This window comes from Plantactinospora solaniradicis, assembly GCF_042658085.1.
GTDB classification, from domain to species: domain Bacteria; phylum Actinomycetota; class Actinomycetes; order Mycobacteriales; family Micromonosporaceae; genus Plantactinospora; species Plantactinospora solaniradicis.
In genome coordinates this window covers 109,132-132,147 of the sequence record NZ_JBHSPR010000060.1, presented here as the reverse complement: position 1 = coordinate 132,147, position 23,016 = coordinate 109,132, and the positions used below count along the sequence as shown (strand labels likewise).

Here is a 23,016-nt window from a genome sequence, read left to right as displayed (position 1 = left end):
CGCCGCAGCCCCGCCACACCAGGTGGTGGTGCTCGTCGCCGGACCACAGTTCATACCGGGCGGGGTCTCCGGCGGGTTGAAACCGGCGTATCGGATCGGTTCCGGCCAAGGCACGCAGGACGCCGCAGACCGCTCAGGTGGGAAGCGGTCCCACCCGTCACGCCCAACCCCGCCTCCTGCGGGCGCTGGACGTCAGTTCCGACCGGCACCACCCAGCCAAGCGCCTTTTCTGGAATGAGTCAAGTTTTATCACGAGATCAACCCGTCCAGACTGAGCCGTTTCCTGGTAGTTACCGCATCTTCCGACTGGTTACCACCGGTTCCCGCCAACGGACACGAAAGTGCGCCGGATCGGGATTGCTGATCAGGGCCGAACGGGAATAGCAGTTGACGAAGGAGGAGCCATGTCGCCCATAGAAGTCGTCCTGATCGTCCTTGTGGTCCTCGCCGTCGCGGCCGCCGTTCCCGCCATCTGGGTAGCCAGCCGCCGACGGGCCCTGCGCACCCGGTTCGGTCCGGAGTACGACCGGGTGGTCGCCGAGCAGCAGAACCGCTCGGCAGCCGAACGCGAACTGCGGGAGCGCGAACGCCGCCACGCGGAGCTGACCCTGACTCCGCTGTCGGCCGACTCCCGCAGCCGGTACGCGGTCGCCTGGGAGGAGATCCAGGCCCGTTTCGTCGACTCCCCGGCCGAGGCGGTCGGTGCGGCGGACGAACTGGTCACCCGGCTGATCGCCGAGCGCGGTTACCCCACCGGGGAGTACGACGACCAACTCGCCCACCTGTCCGTCGAGCACGCCCGCACGCTGACCCACTACCGAGACGCCCACGACATCCACCTGCGCAACGAGCGTGGCGAGGCCAGCACCGAGCAGCTCCGCCAGGCCGTCGTGCACTACCGGGAACTCTTCGCCGATCTCCTCGGCGAGGACCCGGTGCGCCAGCAGACCTCGGACGAGCCTCGTCCGGACACCCCGCAGGACGTATCGAGTCGGTAAGGAGAGACTTGCCATGCGCCAGCAGGACCGCCAGATCAACGACGACACCCCCGATGTGATCAAGTCCGAGCCGGTGCCCGTACCCGGGCCGGGTAGCGTCGAGTCCCCGTCAGCGGACGACCCCGACGGCCGACACCGGACCGGGTACCCGAGCAGCGACACCGCCGACCACGGTCCGGAGGACGCGCTGGACGAGCGGGGCTCCTACGACAACGACCTCGCCACGTCCCGGCCGGGACCGTGGTCCGGCGACCCGGCGGCGGACGCACGTACCCGGGACGAGCGGCGCGGTGACGACCGCCTGCCCGAGGAACGGGCCGAGGACGCCGCGCTGGACGACGACGCGCTCACCGAGCGCCCGCCCGCCGATCGGACGGCGGATCCCGACGGCGACGACGACCGCGGCACGAGCGACCGGGGAGACCTGGCCGATGCCAGCCAGGCCGACGTCGGCGACCCGCAGGCGGATGCCGACAGGTCACGGGCCGACACCGATCAGACCGACACCGATCAGACCGAGGCCGATCGCACCGACGCCGATCAGACCGACGCCGATCGCACCGACGTTGACGCCCGGAACCGGCCGGAGTTCCACGAGCCCGCACCGCTGCCGACCTCCTTCGGCGCCCCGACGGTCGGCGGCGCGGTAGCGGCGGCCGCGTTGGCCGGAAGTCACCGCGACGCCCGGGAGGAGGACACCGTCCGATCCGGCGACGGTCCGGCCGACGACCGGATCGACGGTGTCGGCGACGAACCGACGCGTGACCATGACGCCAGCCGGGGCGGCGACGAGGACCGGAGTCTGGGTGCGGCCGATGCGGCGGTCGGTCAGCGGACCGATGGTCCGGACGTGGACCGGGATTCGTTCGACGGCGTCGGTACGGCGGATCCGGTGGAGGTCGGCACCCACCATCCGGTCAACCCCGACATCCTCAGCGCGGGTAACCCCGACGCGATCGTCGGCGCAGGTCGCGGACCCGCAACCGGCAGCACGACGGACGCCGGCAGCACGACGGAAACCGGCAGTACGCCGGAGACCGACAGCACGCCGGAGACCGACAGCACGCCGGACGCCGGGACGACGCCGGACGGCGAGCTGCTGCCCGGCGCGGCACCGGCCGAGCCCATCGTCGCCATCCTCAGCCCGGACACCGTCCAGGGCCTCCGCGACCGGTGGCGGGAGGTCCAACTGCGCTTCGTGGACGATCCGCCCGGCGCCACCGCCGACGCCCACCGCCTGGTCGAGGAGTCCGTCGAGGCGGTAACCACCGCCCTGGCGCAACAGCGCGAGGAACTCGGCGGCTGGCAGCGGGACGGCGCGACCGACACCGAGCAGTTGCGCATGGTGGTCCGCCGCCACCGGGACTTCCTGGACCGCCTGCTCGGCAGGTAGGAGTCCGTACCAGCGCTCAGACGATCTTCGACGGCTCCCCGACGCGCCCGTCCGCATGTCGGGGAGCCGCCGCCGTTCCGGCCCGGATCACCAGAGCCGGGCCGCTACCGACACAGGCGTGAAAACTCTTCGCCTCGGGTAGTAGGGCCTCGCCCGGCGGCGGGTCCGCCGGAAGCGGACCGATCGAGGCGTACGGACGAAGGTGGACGCTGTGGACGGTGGCCTGCGACTGGACATGGACGCGCTGGACTACGTGATCCTGGCGCTGTACTTCGTCACCGTTCTCGGGGTCGGCATCGCGGCCCGCCGCGCCATCCGGACCAGTGTCGACTTCTTCCTCTCCGGCCGGTCGCTGCCCGCCTGGGTGACCGGACTCGCCTTCGTCTCGGCCAACCTCGGGGCGTTGGAAATCATCGGCATGGCGGCCAACGGCGCCCAGTACGGCCTGATGACCCTGCACTACTACTGGATCGGCGCCGTCCCGGCGATGGTCTTCCTCGGCATCGTGATGATGCCCTTCTACTACGGCTCCAAGGTACGCAGCGTGCCGGAGTACCTACGACTGCGGTTCAACCGGCCCGCCCACCTGCTCAACGCGCTCAGCTTCGCGGTCGCCCAGGTGCTGATCGCCGGAGTGAACCTCTACGCGCTGGCACTGATCATGCAGGCCCTGCTCGGCTGGCCGCTCTGGGTGTCCATCGTGGTCGGCGCGCTGATCGTGCTGGCGTACATCACGGTCGGCGGGCTCTCCTCGGCGATCTACAACGAGGTGTTGCAGTTCTTCGTGATCCTCGCCGGCCTGATCCCGATCACCATCATCGGACTGGCCAAGGTCGGTGGGGTGGACGGGCTCTGGGACAAGGTCCGGGGCTCCGATCTGGGCGAGGCGGGCCTGCACACCTGGGCCGACACCGGCAGCACCGCGAACCCGCTGGGCGCCAGTTGGATCGGCATCGTCTTCGGCCTCGGCTTCGTCCTCTCCTTCGGCTACTGGACGACCAACTTCGCCGAGGTCCAGCGGGCGATCTCGGCGAAGAACATGAGCGCGGCGCGCCGTACGCCGATCATCGCCGCGTACCCGAAGATGTTCATCCCGTTGGTCACCGTCATCCCCGGCCTGATCGCGGTGGTGACCGTCAACGGCCTGGGCGCCGAGACCGGCGACCTGACCTACAACAACGCGATTCCCCTGCTCATGCGCGACCTGCTGCCGACCGGGGTGCTCGGGGTGGCGGTGACCGGCCTGCTGGCGTCGTTCATGGCCGGCATGGCGGCCAACGTCAGCGGCTTCAACACCGTCTTCACCTACGACATCTGGCAGGCGTACGTCCGGCGCGACCGGCCGGACGGCTACTACCTGAAGGTCGGTCGGATCGCCACCATCGCCGGGGTGCTCGTCGGGATCGGCACGGCGTTCATCGCCGCCGGTTTCAACAACATCATGAACTACATCCAGGTGCTCTTCTCCCTGTTCAACGCGCCGCTGTTCGCCACCTTCATCATCGGGATGTTCTGGAAGCGGATGACCGCCTGGGCCGGTTTCTGGTCGCTGTTGACCGGCACCGCCGGAGCACTCGCCACCTACCTGCTGTACGAGGCCGGGGTGCTGCCGTTCGACTCCGACCTGGAGGAGAGCTTCTGGGGCGCCGGGATCGCGTTCGTGCTGGTCGCGGTGGTCGCGGCGATCCTCACCCCGCTCACCCCGGGCAAGCCCGAGAACGAGCTGCGCGGCCTGGTCTACGGGCTGGGCGGCCCCGACGCCCAGGGCGACATGCTGGCCGGCGACGCCCGCTGGTACCGCTCACCGATCCTGCTCGGCGTGATCGCGGTGGTCCTGGCCGCGCTGTTCTACCTGCCGGTGCTCTGAGGTCCATGGTCGCGCCGGCCCGCGCGCCGGCGCTCCGGCACCGAGCATGACGGCACCTCGGATCGCCGACGCCGATAGCGAGAAGGGACAACCTCGATGGAAGACCACAACCGAGCCCCGGGCGAGTCACCGATGGACGAGGCGCCGGTGGACGAGGCCGAGCAGGAGCAGCGGTCGGCGGCCGCCCGGCTGTTCGACATCCGCCGGGTCATCGGGGGTCTCTTCGTCGTGTACGGCGTGATCGTCGGCCTGGTCGGGCTCTTCGACGGTCCGGCGGCGATCGAGAAGGCCCAGGGAATCCGGATCAACCTCTGGGCCGGTCTGGCCATGCTCGCCCTCGGCCTCGTTTTCCTGATCTGGCAGTGGCTCCGCCCGGTCGATCGCGACTGAGCACCGGGTGGCTCGGGCCGGGGAGCGCGCCCAAAGTGACCGGTTCCGGCGGCTCGGGGTCACGTCCCGCTCCGGCCACGCTCCGGTGGGCAGGCATGGCGTCGGTGGTCCGGGGTACTCGGTCCGGAAGACCGACACCCGCCGAGACCGACAGCCGGATGGCGTACCCGGACAGGAGGGCAGCAAGATGACGGACCGCGATCCGCTACCGAACCGGCCGCTCGAGGAGAGTCCCGAGGTGGCCTCGGCCGTTGACGACGACACGGCCGTACCTCAGTTGGCCTCTGATGGTGGACGGGGCGTCGAGGGCCCGGACTTCATCGACGCCGAGGATGTTCCCGGCGAGTTTCCGGCAACCGACGACCTGCTCGGCGACCCGTACGGCGCTGGCGCCGGCAGCGCGGGCGATACCCGTACCGGGGTCGAGCAGCCGTGGGAACCGGCAGATCTCGCGATGGCGCAGGGGCGCGATCCGACACCGGAGAACGTCGAACGGGCCCGCGAGGAGCTCGACCGGGAGGGTACCGCCGCGACGGTGGAGAAAACCGTTCCCTGACCGGCCGTCGCCGGTGCGGCCGAGGTACCGCACCGGACCGGGACGGGACCGACGACCGGACCGACGACCGACGGTCCCCGGTCGGCGCCTGTGCGCGCCGGCCGGGGACCGCCTGGTGGTGTAGCCGTGATGGTGCCGGTTCAGCCGATCAGAGAGCCGGGTAGGCGTTCTGCATCAGCTGGGTGAGCTGGGCGGGGAACCAGGCACCGGAGATCGGAGCACCGGACAACGCGCCACTCATGTTGTTGTTGTTACGCGGGTTGCCACTGTAGGTCGGGTCACACATCCGGTCGAAGCCCTTGCCCTCGTCGTTGTCGATGAGGGTGCTGGAGCCGTCCGACTCGCCCGGAGGCTTGATCCAGACGTACGCGTCGATACCGGTGGCGGGCGCCGCACGGGGCCGCTCGCCGAGGCCGGCACCGCTCTGGTTGCACCAGTTGCCGAGGTGGATCCGGCGGTCGATGCGGGAGCCGTTCACCTGCGCGTTGACGTCGCCCGAGGTGACCGGACCGGTCGGCCGGGCCGAGCCGCCCCAGCCGTTACGGGAGGTGTCGATCAGCATGCCGATGTTGGAGTCGAAGCCCTGCCCGACCAGCTCCGTACGGAGTGCCTGGGCGAACCGCTGCTCGTCCACGTACCGGTTGTAGTCGATCCAGGTCGACAGCCGGTTCGCCTCGGTCACGTTGAGGTAGGGCTCCACAGTGGCCGAGTAGTTGGCGGTGTTGGCGATGAAGCCGTGCACGTTCGCCTGGGTGCTGCCCTCAGCCCGGGACGCCTCGGCGAAGATCTGCGCCGACGCCCGGAAGTTGTCGTCCCACCCGATCCAGCCGTGGTGGCCGGCGTCGATGTAGTTGTAGACGTTCGGGATCGCACCGAGCTTGTTCAGGGCGTAACCCACACCCTTGACGTAGTTGCCGTTGGCCTTCATCGTGTCGCAGGCCGCGGTCGCCGTCTCGCGCGGGGCGACGTTGGTGACCAGGTTCGGCAGCGAGTCGATCTCGATGATCGTGATGATCCGCAGGCTGCTGTACGCGGCGTCGTCCAGGATCGCGGCGATCGGGTCGATGTACTGCGTCTTGTACTCGGGCAGTTGGGTCGCCGTGAGTTCGCCGTTGGAGGCCAGCGCGGCGCAGTCCCGGCCGGGCAGGTTGTAGATGACGAACTGGATGTAGCCGGCACCCTGTGCGAGGGCCTCGTCCAGGTGGTCCCGAACGCCCATCGGGCCGTTCGAGCTGCTGTCCGGGTCACCCTCGATCGCGGCGATCCGGTCGATCCAGACGCCGGTCGGGTTGTTGGAGATCCGGTTGCCGCCGGAGACGCTCTCCGCCTTGGCCTTCCACTCCGGGTTCACGTAGCCCCGGGCACCCTGGTACGGGTTGTTCACCCGGGCGCTCGGGCCGGGTCCACCGGTCGGCGGGGTCGTCGGGCCAGTGGTCGGGCCCGTGGTCGGCCCAGTGGTCGGGCCGGTGGTGGGTGTGGTGGTCCCGTTGCAGTTCACCCCGTTGATGCTGAAGGAGCTCGGCGCCGGGTTGCTGCCACTCCACGAGCCGTTGAAGCCGATGCCGGTGGAGGCACCGGTGGCCAGGTTGCCGTTGTACGACAGGTTCGTCGCGGTCACCTGGCTGCCGGACTGGGTCCAGTTGGCCGACCAGCCCTGGCCCACCCGCTGACCGCTGTCCGGGAAGGTGAAGCGGAGGGTCCAGCCGTTGATCGCGTCGCCAACGTTCCGGATGGTGATGTTGGCGGTGAAGCCACCCTGCCACTGGTTGCTGCTGTACGTGACGCTACACCCGGGGGCGGCGTACGCCGATGTCGCCGGGAGGGTGACCAGGCCGGCAGCCACGAGGGTACTCGCGCTGGCCAACGCCACGACCTTCTGCCGGGCGGACAATCTAGTCCGTAAATTCATGCCAGTGATCTCCTTGGGCCAGCCGGTCACGACAGGCGGAACCGGCGCGGCGATCGCGCGGACGTCGCGCTTGGTGGGTACGTCCGTGGACGCCATGGGGGACTGCGGTATTGCCCGACCCGGACGGGCGGAAGCGGTGGTGGTGCCGGCCCCAGGTAGGCGGCCGTCTTGACGCCGTCCGGTAAACCGGCTGCCCTCGGCGTCTGCTGCGCGGTGTGGCTCCCCCAGCACAGTGGATGAATTCTTGCATGGGAGCGCTTCCACCACAACACCCCCGCACTGATGGATGACGATACCTGGCCCCGGACCCACATCGGTCGGCCGGTCGCCCCGGGCCGGATGCCCGCCACGCACATTGGACACGTCAGCACTGGTGGGCGCGGAGATTTCCCACTTCCACCACGCGTGGCCATCAGACCGGCGATCTCCACCGGCCCGCACACCAGTAGGGCCACGCCGCGCGACGCACGTGGCCGACGAGGAGTGTTCACTGTGGACTCCTGCCCGGCCACGGCGGCCGGATGACGCAGGCACAAACCGGACGAGCGGGACCCACCCCCTGAGCTGAGCACCATCCGGAGAAACTGCGGCGCACCACCCGGAACCGGCGGGCACCCCCAGAAAGTGGGATCCCGTACGGGAAGCGCTCCGCGAGCGCAATGGGTGCGGTAGGGCCGGTTCCCGCCACGTTCCCAGTTAGCACGTAGGGCTGCCGAGTCGGCCCGTTTGGGGAAAAGCCGAAAAAATCCGATGAAACCTCACAAATTCGCTAATCTCGGTCATGGCTCGTCTCCCGGCGAGCCGAGACAAGAGGGAAGGATGACGAAAGTCATGTCCAAGAAGTTCCTCGGCAAGGTGATCGCTGGAGCCGCTCTGGGCGGCGCGTCCCTACTGGTCTGGGCCCCCTCGACCGCCTTGGCGGACGGCGGGTACCACCCGGACGGATACCAGAAGCACGACTCGGGACATGTCTTCGCGAAGCCAGAAGTGGCGAAGCCAGGACAGGAGATCAAATTCATCGAGGTGTGCCAGGAGCCGCAGAAGCACGCATGGCTGTGGTCCAAGGTCACCGGCAAGGTGGATCTGGCTCCCAAGGACCACAAGGAAGACTACGAAGCCGGCAAGAAGAACGAAGACTACGGCAAGAAGGCCGAAGACTACGGAGCCGGCAAGAAGGCCGAAGAGCGCAAGGGCGGCTGGGACGACGGCAGCAAGAAGCCCGGGGAGAGCGCGGAGGACGCCGCGAAGCCCGGGGACGCCGGAGACCACGAAAGCAGCGGGGAAGACTACAAGAAAGAGCGCGAGTACCAGGAGTTCCTGAAGTACAAGGAGCAACAGGAGTACCTCGAGTACCGCCGCTACAAGGAGAAGTCGGCCCCGGCCGAGAACGGGGCGCCGGGGGCCGAGGGCGCTCCGTCGGCCAGGGAAGGGGCGCCGGCCGCGCCTGGCCCGACCGCCGACGCGGTTCCGGCTCCGACGCCGACGACGACCGGGCAGCTCCCACAGCCCGCCGAGGGCTACCAGCCGCCGGCCGGCGGTACCGGGGGCGGCATGGCGGACGACGGCGGGGCGTACGAAGAGGGCAAGCAGGGTTGGGACGACAAGAAGGCCGAGGAAGACAAGCACGGCTGGACCGACAAGAAGGCCGAGGAGAACAAGCCCGGCTGGAACGACAAGAAAGCCGAAGAAGACAAGCACGGCTGGACCGACAAGAAGGCCGAGGAGAACAAGCCCGGCTGGAACGACAAGAAAGCCGAAGAAGACAAGCACGGCTGGACCGACAAGAAGGCCGAGGAAGACAAGCACGGCTGGAACGACAAGAAAGCCGAAGAAGACAAGCACGGCTGGACCGACAAGAAGGCCGAGGAAGACAAGCACGGCTGGACCGACAAGAAAGCCGAAGAAGACAAGCACGGCTGGGACGACGAGAAGGCCGGCTACGAGTACTGGGCCAGTGTCACCATCCCGTGGGACGCCAAGCCGGGGACGTACGAGCTGAAGGGCTCGTGTGGCGAGGGCGAACTGGCCGTCACGCCCAAGGGTTGGGTCGACGGTGGTGACGGTGGAGCCACCTCCGGCAGCAGCGACAACCTCGCGGTGGCGGGTGTGGGCATGCTCGGCATGGCCGCGCTCGGCGGGCTGGTACTGATGCGGCAGCGCCGTACCGATGAATCGCACGCCTGACGCGGCGGTGCGCGGGGCCGGCGGCCGTCACGGGGCACCGTGGCGCGCCGCCGGCATCAGCCTGGTCGCCCTGTTGGCGCTGGTCGGTGCCGGCCTGATCGGCGCCGGCCTGAACGCTCCGGATCCGACGGCGCCGCCACAGCCGAGTGCCGCTGCCGCACCGCAGAACCACGACGACGAGTCCACGACCGCCACATCGCCGACCGGAGCGTCTCTTCCGCCGACGGCCACGCCGCCGCCCGGATCGGATCTCCCCGACGTCGCCACGGCGACACCCGGGCCGGCACCGACCAAGAAATCCCTCGACCGGTCCGAACCGATCAGGATCGCCATTCCGAAGATCGACGTCGGTGCGACGATCATGCCGCTCGGAATCACCGCCGACGGCATGGTGCAGGTGCCGCCGTTGGCGAAGGCGCAACTCGCCGGGTGGTACCAACTCGGCCCGACGCCCGGGGAGGTCGGCAACGCCGTGATCGTCGGCCACGTCGACTCGAAGGAGATCGGACCGGCGGTGTTCTTCCGACTGGGAGCCCTGCTTCCCGGAGACACGATCGAGGTCATCCGGAAGGACGGCACGGTCGCCAACTTCGTCGTCGAGGGCGTGAAGTCGTACCCGAAGACGGCGTTTCCGACCGACCTCGTCTACGGCCCGACCGACGTACCGGGGCTGCGGCTCATTACCTGCGGCGGCGACTTCGACGAGCGGATCGGCTCTTATCCCGACAACATCATCGCCTTTGCCAGGCTTGCCACCTGAGCAGGTTGGCACCGCACGGTAAGGCACCGGTTCCGGGGGACGGCGAGCACTCGTCGTCCCCCGGACGTGTTGTCCGTGGGGCCCCGAACAGGGCGTTCGACGTCGACCGGCCCCGGAGAGACGGCAACGGCCCGGTGGCGGCGATAGCCGTTCTATCACCTCAATACGAGCTTTCGGAAGAAATACTCGTAATCACGACATCCACCCCCAAAGTAGCTAGCGTCGGTCATAGCTCGACTGGCCGTCGGGCGAACCAACGGGGAAGGAGTACCTCGAGTTATGAGTAGCAAGTTGCTGGGAAAGGTGCTGGCCGGCGCCGGCCTGGGCGCCGCCTCCTTATTGATCTGCACGCCCGGAACCGCCCTGGCGGATGGCGGCGGGCCCGGACACGAGTACGACAAGGGCCACATCTACACCGAGCCGAAGGGGGTGAAGCCGGGACACAAGTTCAAGATCTACCTGGAGTGCGAGCACCCGGTGCGGAAGCCCTGGGTGTCATCGAAGATCACCGGCAAGATCTGGCTCAAGCCCGTGGAAGAGAACGGCGAGCGGGAGCCGGGACGCCCCGAGGAACCGGACGACAACGGCCAGCCCGAGGACCCCGGCCAGCCCTCGCAGCCCCCGGGGAACGGCCAACCGACGCCGCCCCCGAACGACGAGCAGCCGGGGCAGCCGGGACTGCCGGAGGACGGGCAGCCGGCGCTGCCGGAGGACGAGCAGCCGCAGGCCGGAGACGAGGAGGGTCAGGGCGGCGAGGGCGGCCAGGCCGCGTACGGCAACGAGCACGAGTACTGGGCCTGGGCCAAGGTGCCGTCGAAGACCAAGCCCGGCCACTACGCGGCCAAGGGTTCGTGTGACGGCAAGGGCAAGATCGTGGTCCTGCCCAACGGCTCCGTCTCCGGTGGTGACGGTGGAGTCAGCACCGACACGAGCCGTACCGCCGCTGGTGCGAGCTTGTTGGGGGCGGCCGCGCTCGGCGGCTTCCTGATGGTTCGTCGGCGTCGTACCGATGGCTCACTCGCCTGAGGTGCCGATCAGGGCTGCCGGCGGCCGGCACGGGCAACCGTGGCGTGCCGCCGGCGTCGTCCTGGTCGCCCTGCTGGCCCTCAGCGGAACCGCGCTGGTCGCCACCGGCCTCAATCCGGCCCCGGCGCAGCCACCTCAACCGGCGGACAGCGAGCCCGAGTTGGCCCCCGAGCCGGACTGGGCCTCCGGGTCGGAGCTCGGACCGGAACTCGGGTCGGAACCAGGACCGGAGCTCGGCCCGGAGCTGGAGTCGGCGACACCGACCCCGTCGACGACCACCGGACCGGCCCGTACGCGTCCGCCCGCCCGCGCCTCGGTCACACCGGCACCGGCGGCCCTGCCCCGGTCCGAACCGACGAAGATCGCAATACCGAAGATCAAGGTGAACGCCAAGATCATATCGGTCGGACTGAACGGCGACGGCACCGTGCAGGTGCCCTCGCTGAAGCAGGCCCAGCTCGCCGGCTGGTACAAGGTCGGCGCGAGCCCCGGCGAGATCGGTAACGCCGTCGTCGTCGGACACGTCGACTCGGCGGCGATGGGACCGGCGGTCTTCTTCAAGCTCGGCGCGCTCAAGCGGGGCGACGAACTGCGGGTGACCCGGAAGGACGGCAAGGTCGTCCGATTCAGCGTGGACACCGTCAAGTCGTATCCGAAGACGGCGTTCCCGGCCGAACTTGTCTACGGAGCCGCCGACACCGCCCGACTCCAGGTGGTCACCTGCGGCGGCAGGTTCGATCGTAAGAAGGGCAGCTATCCCAACAACATCGTGGTGTCCGCGACCCGGATCCCATGAGCGGCGGAGCCTGGCCGGCGCGACCTCGTCGGGCTGGCCAGGCTCCCCAGGTACGTCTCAGCTGGCCGCCGACGTACGCACCAGCGTGCGGATCTGTCGCAGCAGCACGGAGAGCGCCGCCAGATCGGCCCGGGACTCGTCGAACTCCCCCATCGCCTTGCGGGTCCGGGTGATCGAGATGGAGTTCGACCGTTCCCACTGCTCGACCCGCTCGTCCGGCGCCAGCTCGGCCGAGGTCCCGCTGAGCACCTCGGCGGTGAGCGCGGCCAGTGCGGCGTAGAGGTCGTACCGCAACGCCATCCGGGCCAGCGTCTGCCAGCGGTCCTCCCTCGGCAGCAGCGAGATCTTCGACAACAGGGAGTCGACCCGGAAGCGGTCGGAGAGTACGAAGTAGACCGCCGCGACCTCGCTGACGTCCCGACCGGTCGTGGTGGCCGTCTCGACCACGTCGAGCAGCCCGAAGCTGTACATCAGCCGGGTTGCCTGCTCGGCCAGTTCCCGGGGCAGCCCCCGCCCGATCGACGCCTCGACGTGCGCCTCCAGCGCCTGCCGCTCGCTGCCGTAGAACAGGTTGCCCAGCTCCGGCAGGAGTCGGGACACCCCGTCGCGCAGCCGGGCGATCTCGGCCGGTACGTCGATCGGGGAGCGGCGGTTGGTCACCAGCCACCGGACCGCGCGGTCGAGCAACCGGCGGGTGTCGAGGTAGATCGCGGTCTGCACCTCGGTCGGCACCCGGTTGTCCAGCGCCTCGATGTCGGCCCAGACCTCGCGCAGCCCGAACACCTCGCGGACCACCACGTACGCCCGGATCACGTCCGCCGGGGTCGCGCCGGTCTCCTCCACCACCCGGTAGATGAACGAGATGCCGCCCCGGTTGACCGCCTCGTTGACCAGCATCGTGGTGACGATGTCCCGGTGCAGGCGGTGGTCCGACATCCGGTCGGCGTACCGCTCGCGCAGCGGGGTCGGGAAGTAGCCGGCCAGCACCTCGAAGGTCCACTCCTCGTCGGGGAGGCCGTCGGCCAGGATCTCCCGCTCCAGCACGATCTTGACGTACGCGAGCAGCACCGCGAACTCCGGCGCGGTCAGTCCCGAGTCGGTCCGGGTCGCCAGTTCCTCGTCCGGCGGCAGCGCCTCCAACTCCCGGTTGAGGTGACCGGCACGCTCGAAGTCGGAGATCATCCGCCGGTGCACCGGCAGCAGGGACGCCGCCTGGGCCATCGCGTTTCCGATCGCCCGTGCCTGGTCGTAGTTGTCCCGGAGCACCAGGTGGGTGACCTCGTCGGTCATCTCCGCCAGCAGCGCGTCCCGGTCCGGGACGCTCAACTCGCCGTCGGCCACCGCCGCGCCGAGCAGAATCTTGATGTTGACCTCGTGGTCCGAGGTGTCCACCCCGGCCGCGTTGTCGATGAAGTCGGTGAAGATCCGGCCGCCCGCGAGGGCGTACTCGATCCGGCCGACCTGGGTGAAGCCCAGGTTGCCACCCTCGCCGACGACCTTGCAGCGCAGGTCCTTGCCGTCCACCCGGATGGCGTCGTTGGACTTGTCGCCGACCTCGGAGTTGGACTCCGACGACGCCTTGACGTAGGTGCCGATCCCACCGTTCCAGAACAGGTCGACCGGGGCGCTCAGGATCGCCTTCATCAACTCCTGCGGGGACATCGACTCGGCACCCGCGTCGAGGTCGAGCGCCGCACGGACCTGCGGGCTGATCGGGATCGACTTCGCGGTACGCGGGTAGATCCCGCCTCCTTCGGAGATCAGCTCCGGGTTGTAGTCCGCCCAGGAGGATCGCGGCTGGTCGAACAGCCGCCGCCGCTCCACATAGGAGGACGCGGCGTCGGGATCCGGATCCAGGATGATGTGTCGGTGGTCGAAGGCGGCCACCAGCCGGATGTGCTCGGAGAGCAGCATGCCGTTTCCGAACACGTCGCCGGACATGTCGCCGACGCCGGCCACGGTGAAGTCCTGGGTCTGGGTGTCGATCCCCATGTCCCGGAAGTGCCGCTTCACCGACTCCCAGGCACCCCGGGCCGTGATCCCCATCTTCTTGTGGTCGTAGCCGGCGGAGCCGCCGGAGGCGAACGCGTCGGCCAGCCAGAAGCCCTGGGACACCGAGATCTCGTTGGCGATGTCGGAGAAGCTGGCGGTGCCCTTGTCCGCCGCCACCACCAGGTACGGGTCGTCGGCGTCGTGCCGGACCACGTCGTGCGGCGGCACGATCTGCCCGCCGACCAGGTTGTCCGTCACGTCCAGCAGGGCCGAGATGAAACCCTGGTAGCAGGCCACGGCCTCGTCCCGGTCGCCCGGCTTCTGCTTGAGCACGAAGCCACCCTTGGCGCCCACCGGCACGATCACCGCGTTCTTCACCATCTGCGCCTTGACCAGGCCCAGCACCTCGGTGCGGAAGTCCTCCCGCCGGTCCGACCAGCGGATGCCGCCCCGGGCCACCGGCCCGAACCGCAGGTGTACGCCCTCGAAACGGGGCGAGTAGACGAAGATCTCGTACTTCGGCCGGGGCGCCGGCAGGTCCGGGATCGCCTGCGGGTCCAGCTTGAACGCCACGTACGACTTGGGCCGCCCGTCCATCCGGCGCTGGTAGAAGCTGGTCCGCAGGGTCGCCTGGATCAGCGTCAGGTACGACCGCAGGATCCGGTCCTGGTCGAGGCTGCTCACCTCGTCGAGCTGCTGCCCGATGCTGGTCACCAGCTCCTTGCTGCGCAGCACGCGCTCCTCGGCGCTACGCCCCGGCGACGGCGAGAACCGCACCTCGAAGAGTTCCACCAGCGAGGCGGCGATCCCGGGGTAGGCGATGAAGGTGGACTCCATGTAGTCCTGCGAGAAGACCGTGCCGGCCTGGCGCAGGTACTTCGCGTACGCCCGCAGCACCACCACCTGCCGCCAGGTGAGGCCGCCGCGCAGCACCAGTTCGTTGAAGCCGTCGACCTCGGCCTCGCCGCGCCAGGTGGCGGAGAAGGCGTTCTCCACGTGCGGGCGGACCTCGGCCAGGTCCCGGGCGCCGTCCGGCAGCTCCAGGCCGAAGTCGTAGAGGTAGATCCGCCCGTCGATCCGGTCCACCTCGTACGGGTGCTCGTCGACGACCCGTACGCCGAGGGAGTGCAGCACCGGCAGCACCGCGGAGAGCACCATCGGCTCGCCGTACCGGTAGACCTTGAACCGGACGTCCTCGACGGTGGTGGCCGGTGCGGCCGCGCCCGGCCGGACGGCCTGCTGCTTGCGGAACATGTGCATCTCGAGCTGGCCCGGCTCTTCGAGCAGTTCGAGCTTGGCGAGGTCCTTCATCGCCTCGTACGGGGTGTGTCCGTCCTTGTAGCCCTCCGGGAACGCGTCGGCGTACCGGGTGAACAGCCGCTTCGCCTGCTCGTCGCCGAGCTTGCGCTCCAGCACCAGCCGGTAGTCGTCGTCCCAGAGCCGGGTGGCGTCGGCGAGTTCCTCGGCGAGCAGGTCCGCGTCGACCTCGCTCGGCGGGTTGGCCGGGTCGGTCCGGACGATGAAGTGCACCCGGGCGAGCATCGACTCGGTGACCCGGGTGGTGTAGTCGACCCCGATCCCGTTCAGCTCACGGAGCAGGATCTCCTGCATGCGTAGCCGGTTCTGGGTGGTGAACCGGTCCCGGGGCAGGTAGATCAGGCAGGAGATGAACCGGCCGTACCCGTCACGGCGCAGGAAGACCCGCAACTGGCGGCGGCCCGCCATCCGGAGCACGCCGACGACCGCGTGGTAGAGGTCGTCGGTCTTGATCTGGAACAGCTCGTCGCGCGGATAGGTCTCCAGGATCTGCAACAGGTCCTTGCCGGAGTGGCTGCGCGGGCTCAGTCCGGACCGGTCCAGCACCTCGGCGACCTTCCGGCGGACCACCGGCAGCTCGCGGACGCTGGTCCGGTACGCCGCCGTGGCGAGCAGGCCGAGAAAGCGTCGCTCCCCCACCACCTCGCCGGCCTCGTTGAAGACCTTGAAACCGATGTAGTCCAGGTACGCAGAGCGGTGCACGGTGGCTCGGGAGTTCGCCTTGGTGATGATGAGCAGGCGCTTCTCCGTCACCTTCTGGTGCGCCTCCGGCGTCATCGAGGAGAGTGCCCTCGGCACCGTCGAGTCCTGGCGCAGGATGCCGAGTCCGGTGCCGAGGACCGCCTCCAGCGCCTTCTCACCGTCCTGGACCTCGACCAGGCGGTACTCGCGGTAGCCGAGGAAGGTGAAGTGTTCGTGCGCGAGCCAGCGCAGCAGTTCCACCGAGTCCGTAATGTCCTTCTCCGGCACCGGTGGGCGGTTGTCCGAGGTGCGGGCGGCGGCCAACTCGTCGGCGAGCGCCAGGGCCCGTTGCCGCATTTTCGGCCAGTCTTCCACCGCCTCGCGTACGTCGGTGAGCACCCGCTGCAACTCGGCCCGCAATCGGTCCCGGTCCACCGCACCGCGTACCGGATCGATCTCTATTCGCATCCAACTCTCGACGATGTCGCCGTCGATCGCGTCGTCCGGTTCGACGTCGGCGGCGACCTCGGTCAACCTGCCGAGCGGCTCGCGGCGGACCACCACGAGCGGATGCACCAGCATGTGTACGTCGAGGTGGTGGCCGGTGAGCAGGGCGGTTATCGAATCGACCAAAAAGGGCATATCGTCCGTGACGATTTCGATCACGGTGTGCTGCTGGTCCGGGACCGGCTCGTGGATCCGCAGCTTCAACTCGCCCGGCACCCGCTGCTCGGCCAGCTCCCGATGGGCCCGCGCGGCGGTCAGCATCTCCTCGGCGGTGAAACCGATCAGCTCCTCGTCCGGCGCGAACCGCCAGAACCGGTCGACCAGCGTGGCCGCGTCGTGGTCGTCGCCGGCCAGCGTGACCGCCTGGGCGACCAGCCGTTCCGCGTTCGGCACCGGCTCGTCGAGGTCCGCGTCCTCCACGTCGTCCGCCAGCGCCTCCGGCGGCAGCCCCAGGTCATAGAGGGTGTCGATGCTGGCTCCCGGTACGCCGGTCACGCCGGAGGCGAGTCGAGACCCGACCCCGTCGTCATCGACCGCCGTGTCGTAGCTGTCATCTCGGTCGGCATGCGCCGACCGGAGATCGGGTTCCGGTTTGATCGCCGGACGCCGGTCCATCGTGCAACTCCCCTCGACCCACCACGCCGTGGGTCACTCTCCGCCAGACTAGGCCCTGCCGATGCACCCCTCTATCGGCGGACGGTCAGCCGGACGTCGGATCCGGACTCTGTCCTTTCACCTGTTGCGGGTACCCGACATGCCCGCCTGGGAGTACCCACGCTTCCCCTGCCTTCACCCGATCCATCGCATCCCCTCACCGAACCACCACATCCGGTACCGGCCGCCACGTTCCGCCGTACCCTCCACGACAACACCGTGACCAGCATCGGAGGGCGCCGAAAGGGACGTACGGGCCGGAGGTTCATCCCCGGCACCAGGGCACCCGCCGAACGGACACGCGTACTACCGTCATGCTGCCGCCGGAGGAGTTCACGGCGGTGCGCCGAACTGGAAGGTAACCGCAGCATGGGCTCTCCGTATCCATCCCGCCGCTTCCATGGCCGGCGGATCGCCCCGCGCCGGATCGTCGGGGCGGTCGTCGGGCTACTGCTCGTCACCGGAACCCTGGTCGGCTGTTCCGACTCGGACGGCCCGGACCGGGCCGTGGACGCCTTTCTCGCCGGCTGGCGGGGCGCCGACCTCAACAAGGTCGGCTTCCGCAACCCGGCCGGCGAGCGCGTACCGGCGAACGACGTGGCCGCCGAACTCAAGGAACTCACCGGCGAGCTGGCCAAGACGCCGCCGGCGCTCCGCCGGGAGGGCGAGGCGAAGATCACAGAAGACGCCGCGACCGTGACCGTACGGGTGGACTGGACGCTGCCTGGTGACACGCACTGGACGTACCCCTCGGAGATCCACCTCAAGCGTGGCAAAGATGACGATTGGCAGGTCATCTGGGAGCCGAAGGTGGTCGAGCCGAAGCTCACCAGTGGCGATCAGCTGGCCCTGCGCCGGCTCCCCGCCAAGCGGGCCCTGGTGACCGACGGCGCGGGCAACGGCATCGTGCTGCCCCGGCCGGTGGTCGTGGTGGGCGTACAGCCCGGCGAGGTGACCGACGTACCTGACCTGGTGCGGGACCTGGACCGGGCGTTCAAGGCCATCCGTCCGGCGATCGTCCCGGCGATCGACCTCTCCGACCTGCCGAAACGGTTGAGCGAGGCGAAACCGGACGCCTTCGTCGACGTGGTCAGCCTGCGCCGGGACGCGTACCTCCAGATCAAGTCCCGGATCTACGACCTGCCCGGAACGAAGTTCCGGGACGAGCAGCGTGAGCTGGCCCCGTACCGGGGCTTCGCCGCCGCCCTGCTCGGCTCGGTCGATCCGGTGCAGGCCGCCGACATGGAGGCCAACCCCGGATTGTTCGAGAACGGTGACATGGTCGGCCACGGTGGACTCCAGGGCCGCTACGACAAGCAACTGCGGGGTGGGATCGGGATAAGCGTGATCATCACCAGCAAGCGGCCGGACGGTTCCGTGACACCGAGCGGCACCGAGGCGTTCCGCCACGACCCGGCCGCCGGGACCCCGCTGAAGACCACCCTCGACGTGCCGGTGCAGAGCGCCGCCGACCGCGCCGTGGAGCCGGAGAAGCGCCGGAGCGCCCTGGTCGCGGTGCGGATCAGCGACGGTGCGGTGCTCGCGGCGGCCAACGGCGCCACCCCGGAGAACCTCGCCTTCAACGCCCAGGTACCGCCCGGCTCGACCTTCAAGATGGTCAGCACGCTCGGCCTGCTCGACGCGGGCGCTGTCACCCTCGACGGTCCGGTCGCCTGTCCGAAGACGTTCACCGTGGAGGGACGTTCGTTCAAGAACTCCGACTCCTTCGAACTCGGCACGGTGCCGTTCCGGACCGACTTCGCCAAGTCCTGCAACACGGCCTTTGCCGCGCTCGCTCCCAGGCTGGGCCCGGACGGGCTGGCGAACGCGGGCCGGAGCCTCGGTCTGGAGGGCACCTGGCAGCTCGGGATGGACGCGTTCACCGGCAAGGTCTCGGCCGGCGGCTCGGCCGCCGAACGGGCCGCCGCCGCCTTCGGTCAGGGCACCACGCTGGTCAGCCCGCTGAGCATGGCGGCGGCCACCGCCGCGGTGGCCCGAGGCCAGTGGCAGCAACCGAAACTGGTCATCGAGCCGAACCCGGGCCAGGCCGCGTCACCCGGTCCGCAACTGAAGGCCGGCTCGGTCGAACCGCTGCGCACGATGATGCGCGAGGTGGTCACCTCGGGGACCGGTTCGGCGCTGAAGGACGTTCCCGGCAAGCCGGTGTACGGCAAGACCGGCACGGCGGAGTACGACGACAACCCGGCGCACACCCATGCCTGGTTCGTGGGCTGGCAGGGGGACATCGCGTTCGCGGTCTTCGTCGAGAAGGGCGGATCGAGTGCGGCCACCGCCGTGCCGATCGCCGAGCGCTTCCTGCGCAATCTGGCCGCCCGGTAACCCCGTTCGGTCTCCAGAGCGGGCTCGGGGCGGCCGACGGGGAAGTCACCCGTCGGCCGCCCCGATGTCAGGCCTTCACCAGCAGTGGACCGGCGGTCAGCGAGCCAGCGCCAGACCTTCCTTGTCGGTGAACTTGCCGATCAGGATCATGATGAAGTCGATCAGCACCCAGATGCCGAGCCCACCGAAGGTGAGGATCATGAGAACGCCAGTACCGATCTTGCCGACGTAGAATCGGTGCACCCCGAACCCGCCGAGGAAGAAGCAGAGCAGCACCGCGACGAGCCAGGACCGGTGCCCGACGCCGGGACCGGCAGTGGTTGTGGACATGTTTATTCCCTTCAGGACACACAGGCTGATTGCGCGCGCCGGAAGACGGCGCGACTCGTCCACGCCAAGGGGGTTGTCCGGCGTGAACGGCGATCGCGCACATTACCGCAATAGTCGGGGTGGTGCTGTCCCCCGTACCGGGGGTCGATCAGGCACGTTGCGGAGCATCGGGCCGAGGCAGGCTCGCGACGAACATCGCGATCAATTGCTCGTATGTCTCGTCCAGGTCCTCCGGTAGGCCGAAGCCGCCACTGGCCTCGATCGAGGCGAACCCGTGCGCGATCGACCGGGCGCACCTGGTGGCGTGGATCGCCGCCGAATCCGTGAGCCCGTATCCGCGCAGCGTGGCGAGGAAGACCTGCAACAGCCGGGTGCCGGCAGCGACCATCGCCGGGTTGTGCAACGGGTCGGGGGGCAGCGCCGCGTAGCGGGCGGGATGTTCCCGGACGTAGTCGCGGTAGCCGCGCATCAGCACCGCCACCGCCTCGTCGCCACTGCGGCCCATCGCCGCCGCCGCGAACCGCTCGGTCATCTCGTCCATCACCCGCGCACCGACCAGCATCCGCAGCTCGGCAAGGCCCGCGACGTGCTTGTAGAGCGAGGGTGGCGCGACTCCGGTACGCCCGGCGACGGCCGCCAGGGTCAGCGCCTCCGGGCCCTGCTCGTCGATGACGGCCAACGCGACGTCGACGACCGCGGTGGTGGATAATCCGGCCCTAGGCACCGCGTCGCCCGGCGCGGACTGGACCACGGCGGATCACCCGGCTATTCCTCATAGCCGCAAAGCTATTCACCGTAGCGCCGTCTGTCAAACGGCTGCCGCTTCCGGGGGCGGGCGTCAGGCAAGCTCCATGGACCTGCTCAGCTTCTCCCAGCGGTCCAGATCGACCCGGAGCCGCTCGTGGTGGGCCCGGATGTTGTCGACCGCGTCGTTACCCAGCGCCAGCCGCAGCGGCGGATCGGCGGCGTCGAGGACCTCCAGGATGGCCTGCGCGGCCTTCGCCGGGTCACCGGGTTGGGTTCCGTGCATGCCGTCCACCGCCGCCCTGGTCGCCCCGGTCGACACCCGGTACGCCTCGATCTGCTCCGAGCGGTGCATCCGGGTTCCGCCGAACTCCGTACGGAACGCGCCCGGCTCCACGATCAGCACCCGGACGCCGAAGGGCTCGACCTCGGCAGCCAGGGCTTCGGAGAGCCCTTCCAGGGCGAACTTCGCCGCGCAGTAGGCACCGAACCCCGGCATGCTCAGTTGCCCGCCCATCGAACTCATCTGCACGATCGCGCCACCACCCTGCCGGCGCAGGTGTGGCAGCACCGCCTTGGTGACCGCGACCGCCCCGAAGAACATGACGTCCAGCAGTGCGCGCAGGTCTGACATCGCCAGTTCCTCGACGGCTCCGACGGACCCGTGCCCGGCGTTGTTCACCACCACGTCGATCCGGCCGAACGCGGCGAGGGTGTCCGCCACCGCCCGGTCAATCGAGGCCGCGTCGGTGACGTCGAGGGTGCCGGCACGTACCCGGTCACCTCCGATCGGGACGAGGTCGGCGAGCTGTTCGGCGCTCCGGGCCGTCGCCATGACCCGATCTCCGGCGGCCAGCGCCGCCAGGGCGAGGTGCCGGCCGAATCCGGCGGAGCAGCCGGTGATCAGCCATACCCGGTCTCGTGATGACACTGCTGACAAAGTGAAACTCCCTGATCGACTGGTCGGCGCGGCGCCCTCCGCCGCCCGCGTCCCACTCTGCGCAGCGCTCGCGCGCACCGCCAACAGACAATTCCAGCAGCGGTTACAGTTGGGACCTGTGACCCCTGAGCTGCGCCAGCTGCGGTACTTCGTCGCGGTGGCCGAGCACCTGAGTTTCAGCCGGGCCGCCGTCGCCCTGCGCATCGCCCAGCAGTCCCTGTCCCAGCAGATCGCCGTGCTGGAGCGCACCCTTGGCGTACGACTGTTCGATCGCGACACCCGGGGCACCCGACTGACCGAGCTGGGCCAGGTGTTCCTGCCGGAGGCGCGCGCCGTCGTCGCCCGCGCCGAGCAGGCCGTGGCCACCGTCGGCCGGGCGGCCCGGGGCGAGACGGGCCGCCTCGATCTCGCCTTCCTGATCTCCACCGCCAACTACATGCTGCCGCCCGTCGCCCGGGCCTTCCAACAGCGGTTTCCCGAGGTGGAACTGCACACCGAGGACGTCAGCATCGGCCAACTCGTGGCCGGACTACGCGAGGGGCGCTACAACGCCGGGTTCACGAGGCCGCCCCTGGTGCCCGACCTCGCCACCCGGATCCTCGCCACCGAACCGGTCTGCGCCGTCCTACCGACCGGGCATCCACTCGCGGACCGGCCCGAGCTGCACCTGCGTGACCTGGCCGAGGAGCCCTGGGTGCTCACCTCACGCGCCTCCTGGCCACCCTGGCACCGCAAGTACGACCACGACTTCCAGCAGGCCGGATTCGCGCCGAACGTGGTGCGGCGGGCCACCGGCGTACCGAACCTGCTCGGGCTGGTCGCCGCCGGGATCGGGGTCACCCGGCTCGCCAGGTCGGCACAGAGCCTGCGTCGCACCGGCGTCGTGTTCATCCCTCTCGTCGGCGACGAGGCGAAGACGGTGGTCGCGTGGAATCCCGGTACGGACAAGCCGGTGCTGCGGAACCTGCTCGACGTGGCCACCGAACTGGCCACGGCAACCGACCTGACGCACGCCGGGTAGCCGGCGCCGGAGACGCCGAAAGGACCCCGCCGGACAGCTCCGGGCCGCGCCGGACGCGAGCCGGGGGCCGCCGTGGCCGCACCCGACGGGCCGGACGGGCCGGTCAGGCGATCTCGGCCGCCGAGCCCGTCTCCGGGCCCGGGGTCGGCGCGTCCCGATCCGACCCACCATTGCCCAGCGCGGCGCCATCGCTCGGCAGCACACCGGCCGGCGGAGCCTCGGCGGGCCGGAGGTCGGCGGCCGGGGACGCGCTACGCCGCAGCCGTCCCGGGCCCGCCGACGCGGGCGGTCCGACCGCCTCGGACCAGCGGGCGGACAGCTCCCGGGGCTCGGGCCGCCGGGAGCCGACACTGGTCGGCCCGTTGAGCGCGTACGGGTCCAGGGCGGCTCGGGCCACCGGCACGTCCGTACCGGCCCGGGATTCCGGCGTCGGCGCCCCAGCGTCCGGCTCCGCCGACCCGACCCGGTCGACCGACCCGACCCGGTCATCCGACTCAGCCCGGTCGACCGACCCGACCCCGCCATCCGACTCAGCCCGATCAACCGACCCGACCCCGCCATCCGACTCAGCCCGATCAACCGACCCGACCCCGCCATCCGACTCAGCCCGA

Annotated in this window: 16 protein-coding genes; 11 read left to right on the top strand and 5 right to left on the bottom strand. The window is 69.6% G+C overall.

Annotated elements, in window-relative coordinates:
• The first annotated feature begins 404 nt into the window (after positions 1 to 404).
• The 5 genes from ACFP2T_RS40205 (at position 405) to ACFP2T_RS40185 (ending at position 5,204) form a co-directional block, all read left to right on the top strand.
• Positions 405 to 998 (top strand): hypothetical protein, encoded by a 594-nt coding sequence (locus ACFP2T_RS40205; protein ID WP_377431896.1) that lies wholly within the window; start codon positions 405 to 407, stop codon positions 996 to 998.
• A gap of 13 nt (positions 999 to 1,011) precedes the next feature.
• Positions 1,012 to 2,391 (top strand): hypothetical protein, encoded by a 1,380-nt coding sequence (locus ACFP2T_RS40200; protein WP_377431893.1) that lies wholly within the window; start codon positions 1,012 to 1,014, stop codon positions 2,389 to 2,391.
• 235 nt (positions 2,392 to 2,626) lie between these two features.
• Entirely contained in the window at positions 2,627 to 4,258 is a 1,632-nt protein-coding gene (locus tag ACFP2T_RS40195; protein ID WP_377432384.1) for a sodium:solute symporter family protein, read from the top strand.
• Positions 4,259 to 4,354: 96 nt separating this feature from the next.
• Positions 4,355 to 4,648: a hypothetical protein gene (locus tag ACFP2T_RS40190; RefSeq protein WP_377431891.1), complete on the top strand. Its 294-nt coding sequence runs from the start codon at positions 4,355 to 4,357 to the stop codon at positions 4,646 to 4,648.
• A gap of 187 nt (positions 4,649 to 4,835) precedes the next feature.
• Complete coding sequence (locus ACFP2T_RS40185) at positions 4,836 to 5,204, top strand: hypothetical protein (RefSeq protein WP_377431889.1); 369 nt, start codon at positions 4,836 to 4,838, stop codon at positions 5,202 to 5,204.
• Positions 5,205 to 5,352: 148 nt separating this feature from the next.
• Here the strand turns inward: ACFP2T_RS40185 and ACFP2T_RS40180 are convergent, their stop codons facing one another.
• On the bottom strand, positions 5,353 to 7,113 hold the full coding sequence (locus ACFP2T_RS40180) for a glycoside hydrolase family 6 protein (protein WP_377431886.1): 1,761 nt from the start codon (positions 7,111 to 7,113) through the stop codon (positions 5,353 to 5,355).
• Between the two features lie 831 nt (positions 7,114 to 7,944).
• On the opposite strand from ACFP2T_RS40180, the gene ACFP2T_RS40175 reads away from it, so the two are divergent.
• The 4 genes from ACFP2T_RS40175 (at position 7,945) to ACFP2T_RS40160 (ending at position 11,879) form a co-directional block, all read left to right on the top strand.
• Positions 7,945 to 9,297 (top strand): hypothetical protein, encoded by a 1,353-nt coding sequence (locus tag ACFP2T_RS40175; protein WP_377431884.1) that lies wholly within the window; start codon positions 7,945 to 7,947, stop codon positions 9,295 to 9,297.
• Entirely contained in the window at positions 9,281 to 10,057 is a 777-nt protein-coding gene (locus ACFP2T_RS40170; protein ID WP_377431882.1) for a class F sortase, read from the top strand. The genes ACFP2T_RS40175 and ACFP2T_RS40170 overlap by 17 nt, the downstream gene beginning before the upstream one ends.
• Positions 10,058 to 10,336: 279 nt before the next feature.
• Entirely contained in the window at positions 10,337 to 11,083 is a 747-nt protein-coding gene (locus ACFP2T_RS40165; RefSeq protein WP_377431880.1) for a hypothetical protein, read from the top strand.
• Complete coding sequence (locus ACFP2T_RS40160) at positions 11,067 to 11,879, top strand: class F sortase (protein ID WP_377431877.1); 813 nt, start codon at positions 11,067 to 11,069, stop codon at positions 11,877 to 11,879. Before ACFP2T_RS40165 ends, ACFP2T_RS40160 begins: the two co-directional genes overlap by 17 nt.
• A 57-nt stretch (positions 11,880 to 11,936) precedes the next feature.
• Here ACFP2T_RS40160 and ACFP2T_RS40155 read toward each other — a convergent pair whose 3' ends face one another.
• On the bottom strand, positions 11,937 to 16,991 hold the full coding sequence (locus ACFP2T_RS40155) for an NAD-glutamate dehydrogenase (RefSeq protein WP_377431875.1): 5,055 nt from the start codon (positions 16,989 to 16,991) through the stop codon (positions 11,937 to 11,939).
• Between the two features lie 408 nt (positions 16,992 to 17,399).
• Here ACFP2T_RS40155 and ACFP2T_RS40150 point away from each other — a divergent pair, with 408 nt between their 5' ends.
• Positions 17,400 to 19,370 (top strand): penicillin-binding transpeptidase domain-containing protein, encoded by a 1,971-nt coding sequence (locus ACFP2T_RS40150; protein ID WP_377431872.1) that lies wholly within the window; start codon positions 17,400 to 17,402, stop codon positions 19,368 to 19,370.
• A gap of 96 nt (positions 19,371 to 19,466) precedes the next feature.
• Here the strand turns inward: ACFP2T_RS40150 and ACFP2T_RS40145 are convergent, their stop codons facing one another.
• From ACFP2T_RS40145 to ACFP2T_RS40135, 3 genes are all read right to left on the bottom strand, one after another.
• On the bottom strand, positions 19,467 to 19,700 hold the full coding sequence (locus ACFP2T_RS40145) for a TM2 domain-containing protein (protein ID WP_377431870.1): 234 nt from the start codon (positions 19,698 to 19,700) through the stop codon (positions 19,467 to 19,469).
• A gap of 148 nt (positions 19,701 to 19,848) precedes the next feature.
• Positions 19,849 to 20,451, bottom strand: coding sequence for a TetR/AcrR family transcriptional regulator (locus tag ACFP2T_RS40140; RefSeq protein WP_377431867.1), 603 nt, complete (start codon positions 20,449 to 20,451; stop codon positions 19,849 to 19,851).
• 87 nt (positions 20,452 to 20,538) lie between these two features.
• Complete coding sequence (locus tag ACFP2T_RS40135) at positions 20,539 to 21,375, bottom strand: oxidoreductase (RefSeq protein WP_377431865.1); 837 nt, start codon at positions 21,373 to 21,375, stop codon at positions 20,539 to 20,541.
• A 127-nt stretch (positions 21,376 to 21,502) separates the two neighbouring features.
• Here ACFP2T_RS40135 and ACFP2T_RS40130 point away from each other — a divergent pair, with 127 nt between their 5' ends.
• Positions 21,503 to 22,405 carry a LysR family transcriptional regulator gene (locus ACFP2T_RS40130; protein ID WP_377431862.1) on the top strand — a complete coding sequence of 301 codons (903 nt, stop codon included), beginning with the start codon at positions 21,503 to 21,505 and terminating at the stop codon, positions 22,403 to 22,405.
• Positions 22,406 to 23,016 lie beyond the last annotated feature (611 nt).